Raw genomic sequence first — 16,305 nt, 5'->3', positions numbered from 1 at the left:
GCGGATACGCTGGAAGCCTTCTTCTCCGTGGAAGACGCGGATGGCAAGGCGACGGACAAGTCGGAACTGCTCTACGTCAACGCCAAGTTCGGCGACAACGAGACACGTTTTTACCGTTTCCAGAACCCGGACGACAACAGCATCGATTATTTCGATGAAAACGGCAAAAGCATCCGGCAGTTCCTGTTGCGCAATCCCGTTCCGAACGGCCGCATGACATCCGGTTTCGGCATGCGCCGCCATCCGGTTTTGAAATTCAGCCGCATGCATACCGGCACCGACTGGGCCGCCGCCCGCGGCACGCCGATCATCGCGACGGGCAACGGCACCGTCGAAAAGGCCGGATGGGCCTCCGGTTACGGCAACCAGACGCTGATCCGCCATGCCAATGGTTATGTCTCTTCCTATAACCACCAGAGCGCCATCGCCAAGGGTGTCACCGAAGGCGCAAAGGTCCGGCAGGGCCAGGTCATCGGTTATGTGGGATCGACCGGTCTTTCGACCGGCGCTCATCTGCATTACGAGCTGATCGTCAATGGCACCAAGGTGGATGCGATGAAGGTACGCCTACCGGGCGGCAAGTCGCTTTCCGGCGAGGCGCTGGCGCGTTTCTCCGATGAGAGAAAGCGCATCGACAATCTGCTGAATATTGACGAAAAGCCCAATCAGGTGGCGAGCCGCTGATCTGCGGAGAGACCCGAACGACAATCCCGGTCATATGAAAAGGGCCCGGTCATGTGAAAAGGGCCCGATCATATAAAAAGGGCTCCGTTTCCGGAGCCCTTTCATTTTATGCCGCATCGGCCGTTTCAGCTTCGGCCTCACCCTTGGCGGGCTTGACCTTGAACAGCAGCCGGTCCGTGCCCGAGGTCACCTTGACCCGCGATCCATCCGGGACTTCGCCGCCGAGGATCATTTCGGCAAGCCTGTCCTGAACCGCCTTCTGGATCACCCGCTTCAGCGGACGTGCGCCGTAAGCCGGATCGTAACCCTTATTGGCAAGCCAGTTTCGGGCATCCTCATCCAGTTCGAGCGAAATCTTGCGATCGCCGAGCAGCGAGATGAGGCGCTTCAGCTGGATTTCGACAATTGCACCCATTTCGTCGCGCCGCAGGCGGTGGAAGAGAATGATATCGTCGATACGGTTGAGGAATTCCGGCCGGAAATGCGACCGGACCCGCTCCATAACCAGGTCACGAACCGAATCCACATCGTCATTGTCGCCCATCTGCGTCATGAATTCCGAACCGAGGTTCGAGGTCATGATGATGATGGTGTTCTTGAAATCGACGGTGCGGCCCTGGCCATCCGTGAGGCGGCCGTCATCCAGCACCTGCAAGAGGACGTTGAACACGTCCGGATGCGCTTTCTCGATCTCGTCGAACAGCACGACCTGATAGGGCCGGCGGCGAACCGCTTCCGTGAGCGCCCCGCCCTCTTCGTATCCGACATAGCCGGGAGGCGCACCGATCAGCCGGGCAACGGAGTGTTTCTCCATATATTCCGACATGTCGAGGCGGACCATCGCGGTTTCGTCGTCGAACAGGAAGCGAGCGAGCGACTTGGTCAGCTCGGTCTTGCCCACGCCCGTCGGGCCGAGGAAGATGAACGAACCGATCGGCCGGTTGGGATCCTGAAGACCGGCGCGCGAACGGCGAACTGCCTTGGAAACCGCCTGAACGGCCTCGCCCTGCCCGACAACGGACTTGGCAAGCTCGTCTTCCATGCGCAGCAGCTTTTCGCGCTGACCTTCCAGCATCTTGTCGACCGGAATGCCTGTCCAGCGGGAAACGACATGGGCGATATTGTCCGCCGTCACCACTTCCTGAACCATCGAGCCGGCACCGCTGCTATCGCGGGCTTCCGCCGCAGCCAGTTCCTTTTCGAGACCCGGAATGATGCCATAGGTCAGCTCACCGGCGCGCTGGAACTGGCCGTTGCGCTGGGCAATCGCCAGTTCGTTGCGGGCTTCGTCCAACCGCTTCTTGAGGTCAGCGGCATGGCCGAGCTTCTGCTTTTCCGCCTGCCAACGGGCCGTCAGCGCATCCGCCTTTTCTTCCGTATCGGCCAACTCATCCTCGAGCTTCTTGAGGCGGTCGGCGGACGACTGGTCCGTTTCCTGCTTCAGGGCCTCGCGCTCGATCTTGAGCTGAATGATGCGGCGATCCAGTTCGTCCAGTTCTTCCGGCTTGGAATCCACCTGCATGCGAAGACGCGACGCGGCCTCGTCCATCAGGTCGATTGCCTTGTCGGGCAGGAAACGGTCGGTGATATAGCGGTTGGAAAGCGTCGCAGCCGCGACCAGGGCCGAATCCGAGATACGGACCTTGTGATGCTGTTCGTATTTTTCCTTCAGGCCGCGCAGGATCGAGATCGTGTCCTCAACGGTCGGCTCATCCACAAGAACGGGCTGGAAACGGCGGGCAAGGGCCGGGTCCTTTTCCACGTGCTTGCGGTACTCATCGAGCGTGGTGGCGCCAACGCAGTGCAACTCGCCACGGGCAAGCGCGGGTTTCAGGAGGTTGGACGCATCCATCGCGCCATCGGCCTTGCCGGCGCCGACCAGCGTGTGCATCTCATCGATGAATAGGATGATGCCGCCATTTTCGGCCTGCACTTCATTGAGCACAGCCTTCAGACGCTCTTCGAACTCACCGCGATATTTCGCACCGGCGATCAGCGCGCCCATATCGAGCGCCATCAGCTTCTTGTCCTTCAGGCTTTCCGGCACGTCGCCATTGACGATGCGCAGCGCAAGGCCTTCGGCAATCGCCGTTTTACCGACGCCCGGTTCACCGATCAGCACGGGATTGTTCTTGGTGCGGCGCGAAAGCACCTGAATGGTGCGGCGGATTTCGTCGTCGCGACCGATCACCGGGTCGAGCTTGCCTTCGCGGGCCTCTTCCGTCAGGTCGCGCGCGAACTTCTTCAGCGCATCGAAGCCCTGTTCGGCATTGGCGCTGTCAGCCGTGCGGCCCTTGCGGATATCGTTGATGACCTGATTGAGCGCCTGCGCGGTTGCGCCGGCCTTCTTCAGGGAAGCCGAAGTGGTGGCGGAGCTTTCAATCGCAAGCGCCTGCAGCAGACGCTCGACAGTAACGAAACTGTCGCCGGCCTTCTTGGCGAGATCTTCCGCGGTCGAGAACACTTTGGCGAGCGGCGCGGTAAGCGAAAGGCCGCCATTGCCGCCGGAAACCTTGGGCAATTTCGCCAGAGCCGCATCATTGGCAAGACGCGCTTCCTTGGCGTTGCCGCCGGCGCGCTCGATCAGCGATGCCGCCATGCCCTGCTCGTCATCGAGCAGAACCTTCAGAACGTGTTCGGGTGAAAACTGCTGATGGTTCTCCGCCAGCGCAAAGGTCTGCGCCGATTGCAGAAAACCGCGAACGCGCTCGGAGTATTTTTCAATATTCATAGTCGAACCTCCATAGACCGGCCCGCCCGCTTTCGGCACGGTTCCGGGTGTTAGGGTTGAGGCTCCCTCAAAGGCAAGCCCCGCTACGACAACCGTGTTTAAAGGATTTCACGATTGCCGCCTCTCGACGGTCGGTTGCCGGCGAATGCGGCTTCCGTCCGTTCTGCACGAATATGGGAGGCATTTTCATCGGTTTAAAGGGAGAAAAACCCATCATCCGGGAAATTTTCATATGATTTGACAGGCATCAAATCCCACCGGCTGCGAATGGAATGTGCATAGCCAACCGCCAAAAACAAAAAACTCCGGCAGGCCGGAGTTTTTCGATTGCAGAGTTGTTTGCAGAAGCTGCTTATTCGGCAGCGTTCTCAAGCGTGGCAGGTGCCGCCTCTTCACCGGCCGGCGCATCTTCGCCTTCGGCGCCTTCCGCAGCGGCGGTGCGGCGCGGGCGGCGCTGGCGCGGTCCGGTTGCACGGCGCGTCTTCGGTGCGCGTTCGCCAGCCGGAGCTTCCGCCTGTTGCTGCTCTTCCTCGACAGCCACTTCCATGGGCGTGCCTTCGATGACGGGCTGCGGCGCCTGGCTGGCGTCGTAAACCGGCGGCTGCTGTTCGGCGGCTACCTGCGGCTGGCGCGGCTGACGCTCCTGCCGCTCGCGGCGGTCCGGGCGCTCACGACGCTCCTGGCGCTGTTCGTTCCGCTCAGTACGCTCCTGACGTTCCGGCTGCTGCGCGCGCTCGGCCTGTTCGGCCTGCTGCTGCGGTGCAACGACGCCTTCATCGCCGTCGTTCACATCCATATCGTCGCCATCGGCAGCATTGTACTCGCCGCGGTCGTCGCGCTGGAAGCGTTCCTGCATCTGGGCCTGAGCCGAAGCGATGATGCGGTTATAGTGTTCAGCGTGCTGCAGATAGTTCTCAGCGATCACGCGGTCGCCGGAACTCTGCGCGTCGCGCGCCAGAGCCGCGTATTTTTCCGCTATGTGCTGGGCTGTGCCACGGATTTTAACATCGGGGCCGGAACTGTCATAAGTCCTGGTAAGCGGGTTGCCGCCCTTGCGGTTGAAGTTGTTGTTACCGCCACCATTGTTATTGTTGTTGTTTCCACGCCCCCGGCCGCGCTTGTTTTGCTGTCCTGGCCTCATCAATTGCTCACCTGAATTCTGTTTTGCTGACAATCTGGTTGTTTTCATGCAATTCCGGGCGGAAAACCGCTGGAAATTTTTCCTGAAATTGCTCCATCACGCGCCTTGCCGAAGATAACCCCAGGGCAAGACCTCGCGTATGACGACCGGCTGCGCAAATGCTGCACCGAGCCGCCTGCGAACAAAGTTTACTGATTCACATGCCGGAAACGCCCAGCCTTTCAGGGCTCTTTAAAGAACCCGCTTCGGGACTGACCCATACCCTGACGAATCTGTGTTCGTCCTCAGCCACCCGGCATGTGGCCGCAAACTATCCCGCTTCCTGCGGAAATCCAAGCCTTTTCTTTTGCTGTGCAAAATATCCTTGCAAAAAATCCGCAGACATATCGCGAACAACTATCTCCGGAAGGTCAAAACTCTGTCGTTACCGCCATAATCCTTCACGGCGTCCAGAAGAGAGAAGCCGTGGGAAGCAAATATAGCGGAAACATCAAGCCTTTGATCGAAACCGATCTCCACACCGACAATCCCGTTTTCCACAAGAAAGCGGCCTGCATCGGCAGCAATGAGGCGGTACGGTGCAAGGCCGTCCTGACCTCCATCCAGCGCCGCCATCGGGTCGTGGATACGAACCTCCTGGTCAAGCGTTGCGACGATATCAGTCCTTATATAAGGCGGATTCGACACAATTATGTCAAAGCGGCCAGAGATTTTTTCAAACCAGTCGCTGCGAACGGCCTCGAAGCGCGCGCCGAGATCGTTTCGGGCCGCATTCCGGACCGCCGTTTCGAGCGCATCGGCGGAAATATCGCTGCCGATCCCAGTTGCTTCGGGGCACTCCTTCAACAGCGCCAGACAGATCGCGCCGGTCCCGGTGCCCATATCCAGAATGCGGGCGCTGCCCTTGGCGGAAACGGCTTTTTTCAGCGCCGGCAACAGGGTATCGACAAGAACTTCCGTGTCCGGCCGGGGCTCGAGCGTCTCCTTAGACAAAAGAAGGTCGAGGCCATGAAATTCCCGGTGGCCGAGAATGCGGTGCACGGGCTCGCCATTCGCCCGCCTTTCGATCATGGCCGCGATACGGGCGCTTTCTTCCGGCGTAACGGCACGATCAGGTTTCATCACGAAATCGGTCAATGAAAAACCGACGACCTCCGCAATCAAAAGCCGCGCATCGAGAAGCGGATCGGCGATCCCCGCCGTCTGCAACCTTTTGCGGGCTGCGGCAAGCGCACTCGCGACACTCGCTTCAGCGGCCGTGCTCAAAGCTGTTCGCCGAGCTGTGCAAGCTGTCCGGCCTGATAATCGGCGATCAGCGCATCCACAAGCTCATCGATCTCGCCTTCGATCATCCGGTCCAGCTTGTAGAGCGTGAGGTTGATGCGGTGATCGGTAACACGGCCCTGCGGGAAGTTATAGGTGCGGATGCGCTCGGAACGGTCGCCGGAACCTACCTGGCTCTTACGGTCGGCCGAACGCTCGCTCTCCACCTTCTGGCGCTCGATGTCGTAGAGACGCGAGCGCAGGACCTGCATGGCCTTGGCGCGGTTCTGATGCTGCGATTTCTCCGAGCTGGTAACGATCAGGCCCGTCGGCAGATGGGTGATGCGAACGGCAGAGTCGGTGGTGTTGACGTGCTGGCCGCCTGCACCCGAAGCACGCATCGTGTCGATGCGAATGTCTTCCGGCCGGATTTCGATATCGATATCTTCCGCTTCCGGCAGGACCGCAACGGTGGCGGCAGACGTATGGATGCGGCCGCTCGCTTCCGTTTCCGGCACGCGCTGCACCCGGTGCACGCCGGATTCGAATTTCAGCTTGGAGAACACCCCTCGCCCGCTGATCGTCGCGATGATTTCCTTGTAACCGCCCGCTTCGCCCTCGCTTGCGGAAAGCACTTCCACCTTCCAGCCCTTGGTCGAGGCGAAGCGCTCATACATGCGGAACAGATCGCCGGCGAAAAGGGCTGCCTCGGAGCCGCCGGTGCCCGCCCGAATTTCGAGAATCGCGCTTTTTTCGTCCGCCGCATCCTTCGGCAGCAGCAGAACCTGCATGTCCTTTTCAAGCTCACCGATGCGGACCTCGACATCCGGCAGTTCCATTTCCGCCAGGTCGCGCATATCCTTGTCGGTCGACTTGTCGGCCAGCATCGCCTCCAGATCGGCGGCTTCGGAAACCGCCTTCTCGTAGTCGCGGATTTTCTTCACCACCGGCTCGAGTTCGGAATATTCCGAAGCCAGTTTCACATAGACATCCGCAGCAGGCCCGGCCGACATACGCGCTTCGATCTCACCGAAACGCCTTTCCAACTCGCGCATTTTTTCGACGGGAAGCTTCGCCACCAGTCACTCCAATAATGAAACAGGTCTTTTAGAGGGTTTTCGCTTTTCTTCGAAACGCGAAAACCCTCTAACCTTTTGCTTTAACGCATTTCCGGACGGAAAACCGGGGTCCACTTTTCCTGGAAATGCTCTAGATGGGAATGGAATGCGTTGCGGCAAAGCGTAACAACACCTCGCGCGCGCTTTCCAGCGAATTATGGTCGTCCAGCGCCGCGTTCAGCTCTTCGGCCAGGCGCGCGGCATCGAGCCCGAGCAGCATGGCCTTGACCGGACCGATGGCCGTCGGCGACATGGAAACAGAACGGAAGCCGAGGCCGATCAACGCCATGGCCGAAAGCGGCTTGCCCGCCATTTCGCCGCACAGCGTAACCGAGGTGTGGTGCCTTTCGCCGGCGCGGACGATATCGCGCAAAATGCGCAGGAACGGCTTGCCGAGATTATCGAAACGATCCGAAACACGCGCATTGCCGCGATCGACCGCCATCGAGAACTGGAACAGGTCGTTCGAACCGACGGAGACGAAATCCACCTCCTGCATCAGCTCGTCGAGCTGCCACATCAGCGATGGCACTTCCAGCATGGCGCCGAATTGCAGCTTTTTCGGCAGCGCATGGCTGAATTTCGAAAGATGCTGCACTTCCTTCTGCAAAAGGTCGCGAGCGGCGCGGATTTCCGACACTTCCGTCACCATCGGCAGCATCATGCGCAGCTCGGCGCCCGAGGCGGCGCGCAGAAGCGCGCGCATCTGCGTTCGCATCAGGCCCGGCCGGTCGAGCGACAGGCGGATCGCCCGCCAGCCCAGCGCCGGGTTTTCCTCTTCCTGACCGCGCATATAAGAAACGACCTTGTCGCCGCCGATATCGAGCGTGCGGAAGGTGACGCTCTTGCCCTTCGCCTGCCGCAGAACGGAGCGGTAGAACGCCTCCTGCTCCTCGCCCTTCGGCATGTTGGAGGCGATCATGAATTGCAGCTCGGTGCGGAACAGGCCAATGCCGTCGGCGCCGGATTCGTCGAGCTGCGGCAGGTCCACCAAAAGGCCCGCATTCATCTTCAGATTGACCTTCTGGCCATCCTTGGTGATCGGCTCGACGTTGCGCAGCGCGCGGAACTGCTCCTGCCGCTTGGCGCGCAGGCGCACCTTTTCTTCATAGGCACGCTGCAAATCCGACATCGGGCGCAGATGCACCTGACCGTCATCGCCATCGATAATGATGGGATCGTTGTTTTCCGCCAGAGCGACGATACCGGTCGCCTGCCCGATGATCGGAATGCCCATGGCACGCGCCACAATGACGACATGGCTCGTCACCGCGCCATCTTCCAGCACCAGACCACGCAGTTTTTCACGCGGATAATCGAGCAGTTCGGCAGCACCCATGGCGCGCGCCAGAACGATGGCGTCGAGCGGGAAATCCTGCTCCGGCCCACGACCGCCAAAACCGATCAACTGCCGCAGCAGCCGGTTGGCGAGATCGTCGAAATCATGCATGCGCTCGCGCAGATAGGGATCGGTCAGGCGCATCATGCGCGCCTTGGTGTCGCTCTGCACCTTCTCGACCGCCGCTTCCGCCGTCAGGCCGTTGCGGATCGCCTCTTCCATGCGCCGCACCCAGCCCTGGTCGTGGGCGAACATGCGGTAGGTTTCCAGAACCTCGCGGTGCTCACCCTCGGTCGGCACATCGCGACGCTGCAACATGTCATCGATGGAGAGACGCAGCGAACCGATGGCATCGGCAAGACGCCGGATTTCCGTATCGGCATCTTCATTCAAGAGATTGGTGACGACGATGCGCGGATCGTGCAGCACGACGTGGCCAAGACCGATGCCTTCGCCATAGCCGTCGCCATCGATGGAAACGGCGCGCGTCAGGTCCAGCTCCACTCCGGGGCGGGTGATCTTCTTCAACTCGCCGCTCGCCACTATTTCGGCAATGAGCATCGCGGTTGTCTCAAGCGCTTCCACTTCATCCTCCCGGTATGTTCGGCTGGCCTTGTTCTGGACCACAAGAACGCCAAGAGTGCGACCGGAACGCAAAATCGGCACGCCGAGGAAGGAATGATAAATTTCCTCACCGGTTTCAGGAAGATAGCGGAAAGCGGGATGCGCCTGCGCATCGGAAAGATTGAGAGGTTGGGCGGAAGCGGCGATGGTGCCGACAAGACCCTGCCCCATTTTCAGCTGGGCAAGATGCACGGCATCCTTGTTCAGACCTTCGGTCGCGTAAAGCTCGAGCACGCTGTCGGAACGCAGCACGTAGACTGAGCAAACCTCCGCCACCATGTTGCTGGCAATCTGACGGACGATCTGGTCCAGACGCTCCTGCGGTTCAAGGTGCTCCGCCATCATTTCGCGCAGCCGCTTGAGCAGGACGCGCGGACCTGCGGAAAGGTCTCTCATCGCGTTTGCTCCCCGACACTTCCGATCCGAATGTCATAATATTCGGGAATCAAAAGGTCATTTAAAAATTTATAGCGCGAGAAGCGCGTCCCGCAAGGGACACGCTTTCATGAAACGCCACATCGGAAGAACGCAACTCCGAAGAATCGGAGCATCGGGAACCGATGTCTCGGCTTAGCTCTTATCGAGACCGTAGGCGGAATGCAAAGTGCGAACCGCAAGTTCGGCATAGGCGCCGTCGATCAGGATCGAAATCTTGATCTCGGAGGTGGTGATCGCCTTGATGTTGATGTTCTTCTCGGCAAGCGCCTTGAACGCGCTTGCGGCAACGCCGGCGTGGCTGCGCATACCGATACCGATGACCGAAACCTTGGCGAGACCGGTCTCGTTCTGCGCGACGTCGAAGCCGATCTGGGCCTTGTTGTCTTCCAGAAGCTTGATCGCCTTGGCAACGTCGCCCGAAGGAACGGTGAAGGTCATGTCGGTGCGCGAACCGTCTTCGGAGATGTTCTGCACGATCATGTCGACGTTGATATGCGCTTCGGCGAGCGGCCCGAAGATCGCGGCGGAAACGCCCGGACGGTCGGCCACGCGGCGCAGCGAGATCTGTGCTTCATCCTTGGCATAGGCGATGCCGGTTACGACTTCCTGTTCCACGATTTCATCCTCGTCACAAATCAAAGTACCGGGCGGGTTGATGAGGTCGCCCATGCCCGGCGCATCGGGATCCTCGAAACTGGAGCGAACGAAGGTGCGCACCTTGTGTACCATGGCAAGCTCGACCGAGCGAACCTGCAGAACCTTCGCGCCGAGAGACGCCATTTCGAGCATTTCCTCGAAGGCGATCTTCTTCATGCGGCGAGCCTTGGGCTCGATGCGCGGATCGGTCGTGTAGACACCGTCGACATCGGTATAGATGTCGCAACGATCCGCCTTGACGGCGGCGGCAATCGCAACGGCGGACGTATCCGAACCGCCGCGTCCGAGCGTCGCGATGCGATTGTCCGGGCCGATGCCCTGGAAACCGGCGACAACGGCAACCTGCCCTTCACCCATGCGATGGATGATATCCGAACCGTCGATTTCGAGAATGCGGGCGGCGCCATGCGCATTGTCGGTGCGGATCGGGATCTGCCAGCCCTGCCAGGAGCGCGCATTGATGCCCATGGATTGCAGCGTGATCGCCAGAAGTCCTGATGTCACCTGTTCGCCGGATGCGACAACCGCGTCATATTCGCGCGCATCGAAAAAGGAGGCGGCGTTGGCGCCGGCCACCTTCGCGGCGTTCTGCACCCAGTCCACCAGCTCGTTGGTTTTGCCGGACATGGCGGAAACGACTACGGCCACTTCATGGCCGGCATCCACTTCGCGTTTCACATGCCGTGCGACATTGTGAATGCGTTCGAGGTTCGCGACGGACGTGCCGCCGAATTTCATGACAATGCGAGCCATAGCCTTGACCAGTACCATCCCATTTTCCCGCCGGCTCGTTCAAAGAGCGGACGGACAAGAACAAACCCAGTCGGCTCTTCCTGACAAAGAGCCTCAAGTTGCGGGTCTCTTAGCGAAAAGGCGGGGGGCACGCAATGCCGTTTATGAACCATGCGGTACGCCTTTTTCGCAGCATCGCTCCGGAACAATGGCGGGATGAAAACGTCGACGGGATAAAGCACCCGCAAAAGAGCGTACCGCAGTGCACTGTACAAACCGGCCCATTCGCAGTATGAGCGCGGCAATGCAACCGGCCAGATGGCCGAAATGGCCTGTATCGGCTGCCCCGGAGACTTTAGGACCTATTGGTTTCGGGCGGATGCGGGCGGCTTCATATCCGAAAGACGGTAGATGACAGACACCCAGGGTATCGCCCCGGCGATCGCGCAGGCGTTGGAAAAACGCGGCTATAAAGATTTGACCCCCGTGCAGCAGGCGATGCTTGCACCCGAACTGGCCGATAAGGATGCGCTGGTTTCCGCACAGACCGGTTCCGGCAAGACCGTTGCCTTCGGCATTGCACTGGCGCCGACGCTGCTGCCGGAAAATGGCCGCTTCGGTCAGGCTTCCGCACCCTTGGCGCTCGCCATCGCGCCGACCCGCGAACTGGCCATGCAGGTCAAGCGCGAGCTGGAGTGGCTCTATGAATTCGCCGGCGTCTCGATTGCCTCCTGCGTCGGCGGCATGGATGTGCGCAACGAGCGCCGTGCGCTCGAACGCGGCGCTCACATCGTCGTCGGCACGCCCGGGCGTCTTTGCGACCACATCAAGCGCGGCGCGCTCGATCTGTCGTCCATCCGCGCCGTGGTGCTGGATGAAGCCGACGAGATGCTCGATCTCGGTTTCCGTGAAGATCTGGAATTCATTCTGGAAGAATCGCCGGAAACCCGCCGCACGCTGATGTTCTCGGCCACCGTTCCGCGCAGCATAGCCAAGCTTGCGGAAAGCTACCAGAAGAACGCCGTGCGCATCGCCACCGCTTCCGAACAGAAGCAGCATGTGGATATCGAATATCGCGCCATGCTGGTGACGCCGGCCGACCGCGAGAACGCCATCATCAATGCGCTGCGCTTCTATGAAGCCCGTAACGCCATCGTCTTCTGCTCCACCCGAGCAGCCGTGAACCACCTGACGGCGCGACTGAACAATCGCGGTTTTGCCGTCGTGGCCCTTTCCGGCGAACTGACCCAGAACGAGCGCACCCATGCGCTGCAGGCCATGCGCGACGGTCGCGCCCGCGTCTGCGTGGCGACCGACGTTGCCGCCCGCGGTATCGACCTGCCGGGTCTCGAACTCGTCATCCACGCCGACCTGCCGACCAACTCCGAAACGCTTCTGCATCGCTCCGGCCGCACCGGCCGCGCCGGTCAGAAGGGCGTCAGCGCCATCGTCGTGCCGATCAACCAGCGCCGCAAGGCAGAGCGCCTGCTGGAAGGCGCCAAGGTCAGCCCGGCATGGGTTCGCCCGCCTTCGGCCGAAGAGATTGTCGAGCGCGATGGCGCCCGGCTTCTGGCTGACCCGTCGCTGACCGAGGCCGTGGCCGAGGACGAGCGCGATTTCGTCACCAGGCTGCTCGAACAGCATGGCGCGGAAAAGGTCGCCGCCGCTTTCGTGCGCCTCTACCACGCCGGACGTTCCGCGCCGGAGGACATCGCGGAAGTCTCGCTGGACAACAGCCGCAAGCCGCGCCGCGACAGTTTCGAAACCCCTGAGAACAACGCGCCGCGCCGCGAACGGTCCGATTTCGCCGACAGCGCCTGGTTTTCGCTGTCCGTCGGCCGCAAGCAGAGCGCCGAGCCGCGCTGGCTTATCCCCATGCTCTGCCGCTTCGGCAAGATCACCCGCCAGGATATCGGCGCGATCCGCATGCAGCAGACGGAGACCTTCGTGGAACTGGCGGCCGATGCCGTCGACCGTTTCACCTCCGCCATCGGCAAGGACATGACGCTCGAAAAGGGCATCCGTCTGAAGGCGCTGGAAGGCAAGCCGGAAATGACCGGCGGTTTCCGCGAAGACACGCGCCCGGCCAAGGCGCAGCGGAAATTCAGCAAATCGGACAATGCAAGCGGCCCCCGCGATGACCGCAAGGGCGACGACAAGCCCTGGAAAAAGAAAAAGCCCTTCGGCGACAAGCCGAAATACGAGGGCAAGAAGGACAAGCCCTTCGAAAAGCGCGGGCCGAAGCCGACGAAGGGCTGAGGACGCCCTTCGTTTTTAGCTCTTGCAAGAAAATGGGTCCCTTTTTGTGGGACTCAAGCCGGTCGACAACCTCCTCCGTCATGCCGGACCTGATCCGGCATCCTGCCACGACGCGTCTGCGTCGTGAGAAGACCCTTTTGCGATCAAAGACTTGATCGCGCTAGACCCCGGATCAAGTCCGGGGTGACGGAGTGGGGATGCTAAAACTTTGCAATCGATTCAGGTCGACAGATTCAGCAAAAAGCCCCGCTTTCGCGGGGCTTTTATTTTGTCTCAACTTCTCAGAGCACCGGCAATCAGAATTCCAGCGCGCGGTCGCCGTTTTCGTCCTTGATGCGGTTCGGAAGGCCGATCCTGTTCAGAATGTTCAGGAACGGCTTCGGCGGCAGTTCTTCCACATTGGCCATCTGTTTCACGTCCCATTCGCCAGTGGCGATGAGCATGGCAGCGGCGACCGGCGGAACGCCGGCGGTGTAGGAAATGCCCTGCGAGCCGACTTCTTCATAGGCTTCCTTGTGGTCGGCCACGTTGTAGATGAAGACTTCGCGCTCCTTGCCGTCCTTGATGCCCTTGACGATATCGCCGATGCAGGTCTTGCCGACGTAATCGGGCGCCAGCGAAGACGGATCGGGCAGCACGGCCTTGACCACCTTCAGCGGCACGACTTCTAGGCCTTCGGCGGTCTTGACCGGCTTTTCGGACAGGAGGCCGAGGTTCTTCAGCACCGTGAAGACGTTGATATAGTGATCGCCGAAGCCCATCCAGAAGCGCACATCGGCGCCGTCCATGTTCTTGGACAGCGAATGCACTTCGTCATGGCCGGTCATATAGGCCTTCTGCTTGCCGACAACCGGTAGGTCGAATTCCTGACCGACTTCGAACATCTGGTTCGTCTGCCACTCACCCTTCTGCCAGGAGTAGACGACGCCGGTGAATTCGCGGAAATTGATTTCCGGATCGAAGTTGGTCGAGAACCAGCGGCCATGGCTGCCGGCATTGATATCGACGATATCGACCGAAGTGACCTTGTCGAAATAATCATCCTTGGCGAGACGCGCATAGGCGTTCACCACGCCCGGATCGAAGCCGACGCCGAGAATGGCGGTAATGCCCTTTTCCTTGCACTCTTCCGCGCGCTTCCACTCGTAGTTTCCGTACCACGGCGGCGTCTCGCAAATCTTGGTCGGATCCTCGTGGATCGCCGTATCCATATAGGCAACACCCGTGTCCATGCAGGCACGAAGAACGGACATGTTGACGAAAGCCGAACCGACGTTGATGACGATTTCCACGCCGGTTTTCCTGATCAAGGCTTTCGTCGCCTCGATATCCATCGCGTCAAGCGCATGGGCCTCAAGTTTCACATCTGTCTTGAGGCTCTTCTTTTCGCGTACGGACTCGACAATCTTGCGGCACTTTCCCAAAGTCCGTGACGCAATATGAATGTCTCCCAATACATCGCTGTTCTGGGCGCATTTATGCGCCACGACCTGTGCTACGCCACCGGCGCCGATGATCAGAACGTTCTTCTTCATTTCAGGTGATGCCTCCTTTTCCCCGCAGGGATGAGCTTCGTTTCATGTTAAAAACAGGGTTTAAGACAGGCTTTGCTCGAAATCGGCAAAGTCGAATTCACGAACGGCGCGAACGGTGCCGTCCAGTTCCTTGATGGCGATGGTCGGCATCTTCACGCCGTTGAACCAGTTCTTCTTGACCATCGTGTAGCCGGCCGCGTCCTGGAAGGAGATACGGTCGCCGACCTTCAATTCTTTGTCGAAGCGGAAGTCGCCGAAAATATCGCCCGCAAGGCAGGATTTGCCGCAGACCATGTAGGGATGCTCGCCCTCGTTCGGCGACACCTTGGCGGTTTCCCGATAGATCAGCAGATCGAGCATATGCGCTTCGATGGAGCTGTCGACGATGGCGAGGTTCTTGCCGTTGAACAGCGTGTCGAGAACCGTCACTTCGAGCGTCGTGCTCCTGGTGATCGAGGCCTCGCCCGGCTCCAGATAGACCTGCACGCCGTATTTTTCCGAGAAGGCCGCCAAGCGGTCGCAGAACTGGTCGAGCGGATAATTGTCGCCGGTGAAATGAATGCCGCCGCCGAGGCTGACCCATTCCGCACGCGACAGAAGCGATCCGAATTTCTCCTCGATCTGCGTCAACATGCGGTCGAACAGGGAAAAATCGCTGTTTTCGCAATTATTGTGGATCATGAAACCGGAGATACGGTCCATGACCTTGTCCACCTTGGCCACGTCCCATTCGCCCAGCCGGCTAAAGGGGCGCGCAGGATCGGCAAGATCGAAGCTCGAAGAGCTGACCTGCGGGTTGAGGCGCAGACCGCGCGTAATGCCGGAGGCCTTGTCGGCGAAACGCTCCAGCTGACCGATGGAATTGAAGATGATCTTGTCCGCATTCGCAATCACCTCGTCGATTTCATAGTCGGCATAGGCGACGGAATAGGCATGGGTCTCGCCGCCGAATTTCTCGCGGCCGAGACGCACCTCATAGAGCGAGGACGAGGTGGTGCCGTCCATATATTGCGACATGAAATCGAACACCGACCATGTGGCGAAGCACTTCAGCGCCAGCAGCGCCTTGGCGCCGGATTTTTCCCGCACATAGGCAATCTTCTCCATGTTGCGAAGAAGTTTTGTCTTGTCGATGAGGTAATAGGGCGTCTGGAGCATGTCGTTTCACATATTGATTGAAGTCAAGGTACGTCTCGATGATGGGCCTTATAGGATGCTTGTGACAGGAAAACAAATGTCCGGCACCGAATTCCTCGAAAATCGCCCCCGAGCCGAAGTGCCATCAAGAAAACCCGTCCCGTTGCGGAACCAAGCCGGCATCGGCGCGTTTGACTGACGGACAGGCGGGTGTTTTGGCCGCCGAAACGAAGCTTCACGGACGGCGGTGATGTGTCGTCGTCCCATCAATGATGTTCAGGAAGGACCTCCCCTATGGCAAGCGTGCGTAGCAGCGTCAGCGACAAGATTCAGCAATCCCTCGAAAACGGCGATGCGGCCGATGTGGCAGCGCAGCTCGCCCAGCTTCGCGAAGATCTGGCTAGTCTTGCCAAGAGCGTGAAGGCGCTCGGCGTCGGCGCTTCGCATGAGCTGAAGGCGCAGGCTGCCCGTGTGGCCGATGACGCCCTCACCGCATCCGGAGAAATGGCCGACAGCGTTCGCAATGAAATCTCCACGCTCAACGACAACCTCACCGACCACGTCCAGAAGAACCCGCTCCAGTCCCTCGGCATCGCCGTCGGCGTCGGTTTCGTGCTCGCCCTCCTGACGCGTCGATAAGGCCGCGC

Annotated in this window: 11 protein-coding genes (1 of these 11 cut by a window edge); 3 read left to right on the top strand and 8 right to left on the bottom strand. The window is 59.9% G+C overall.

Going from position 1 to position 16,305, the window contains the following annotated elements; translation table 11 throughout:
• Nucleotides 1–684, top strand: partial view of a M23 family metallopeptidase gene (locus tag FGF54_RS21595; protein ID WP_080853818.1) — the end only. The gene continues 1,263 nt to the left of window position 1, outside the view; only the last 684 of its 1,947 coding nucleotides appear in the window; its start codon lies beyond the left edge, outside the window; the stop codon is at nucleotides 682–684.
• A gap of 106 nt (nucleotides 685–790) precedes the next feature.
• Here FGF54_RS21595 and clpB read toward each other — a convergent pair whose 3' ends face one another.
• The 6 genes from clpB to FGF54_RS21560 all read right to left on the bottom strand — a co-directional run bounded on the left by clpB (nucleotide 791) and on the right by FGF54_RS21560 (nucleotide 10,748).
• The gene (gene clpB, locus FGF54_RS21590; RefSeq protein WP_003522543.1) at nucleotides 791–3,415 is read right to left on the bottom strand and encodes an ATP-dependent chaperone ClpB; all 2,625 of its coding nucleotides are present in this window, start codon (nucleotides 3,413–3,415) and stop codon (nucleotides 791–793) included.
• Between the two features lie 352 nt (nucleotides 3,416–3,767).
• Complete coding sequence (locus tag FGF54_RS21580) at nucleotides 3,768–4,556, bottom strand: DUF4167 domain-containing protein (RefSeq protein WP_003522542.1); 789 nt, start codon at nucleotides 4,554–4,556, stop codon at nucleotides 3,768–3,770.
• 396 nt (nucleotides 4,557–4,952) lie between these two features.
• The gene (gene prmC, locus FGF54_RS21575; protein ID WP_142781062.1) at nucleotides 4,953–5,822 is read right to left on the bottom strand and encodes a peptide chain release factor N(5)-glutamine methyltransferase; all 870 of its coding nucleotides are present in this window, start codon (nucleotides 5,820–5,822) and stop codon (nucleotides 4,953–4,955) included.
• A complete protein-coding gene (gene prfA, locus FGF54_RS21570) occupies nucleotides 5,819–6,898 on the bottom strand; it encodes a peptide chain release factor 1 (RefSeq protein WP_142781061.1) in 1,080 nt (359 codons plus the stop codon). The genes prmC and prfA overlap by 4 nt, the downstream gene beginning before the upstream one ends.
• 130 nt (nucleotides 6,899–7,028) lie before the next feature.
• Nucleotides 7,029–9,296: a phosphoenolpyruvate--protein phosphotransferase gene (gene ptsP, locus FGF54_RS21565; protein WP_142781060.1), complete on the bottom strand. Its 2,268-nt coding sequence runs from the start codon at nucleotides 9,294–9,296 to the stop codon at nucleotides 7,029–7,031.
• Nucleotides 9,297–9,470: 174 nt separating this feature from the next.
• Entirely contained in the window at nucleotides 9,471–10,748 is a 1,278-nt protein-coding gene (locus tag FGF54_RS21560; protein WP_003522538.1) for an aspartate kinase, read from the bottom strand.
• A gap of 390 nt (nucleotides 10,749–11,138) precedes the next feature.
• Between FGF54_RS21560 and FGF54_RS21550 the strand changes: the two genes are divergently transcribed.
• Nucleotides 11,139–12,986: a DEAD/DEAH box helicase gene (locus FGF54_RS21550; protein ID WP_142781059.1), complete on the top strand. Its 1,848-nt coding sequence runs from the start codon at nucleotides 11,139–11,141 to the stop codon at nucleotides 12,984–12,986.
• Between the two features lie 296 nt (nucleotides 12,987–13,282).
• On the opposite strand, the gene FGF54_RS21545 is transcribed toward FGF54_RS21550, so the two are convergent.
• Nucleotides 13,283–14,521: a saccharopine dehydrogenase family protein gene (locus FGF54_RS21545; RefSeq protein ID WP_142781058.1), complete on the bottom strand. Its 1,239-nt coding sequence runs from the start codon at nucleotides 14,519–14,521 to the stop codon at nucleotides 13,283–13,285.
• A gap of 60 nt (nucleotides 14,522–14,581) precedes the next feature.
• Nucleotides 14,582–15,679: a carboxynorspermidine decarboxylase gene (nspC, locus tag FGF54_RS21540; RefSeq protein ID WP_020811602.1), complete on the bottom strand. Its 1,098-nt coding sequence runs from the start codon at nucleotides 15,677–15,679 to the stop codon at nucleotides 14,582–14,584.
• 273 nt (nucleotides 15,680–15,952) lie between these two features.
• Between nspC and FGF54_RS21535 the strand changes: the two genes are divergently transcribed.
• The gene (locus tag FGF54_RS21535) at nucleotides 15,953–16,297 is read left to right on the top strand and encodes a YqjD family protein (protein WP_003522534.1); all 345 of its coding nucleotides are present in this window, start codon (nucleotides 15,953–15,955) and stop codon (nucleotides 16,295–16,297) included.
• Nucleotides 16,298–16,305: the final 8 nt, after the last annotated feature.

Source organism: Agrobacterium sp. T29, assembly GCF_006970545.1.
Taxonomy (GTDB): domain Bacteria; phylum Pseudomonadota; class Alphaproteobacteria; order Rhizobiales; family Rhizobiaceae; genus Agrobacterium; species Agrobacterium leguminum.
This window is presented reverse-complemented; position numbering and strand designations above follow the sequence as displayed.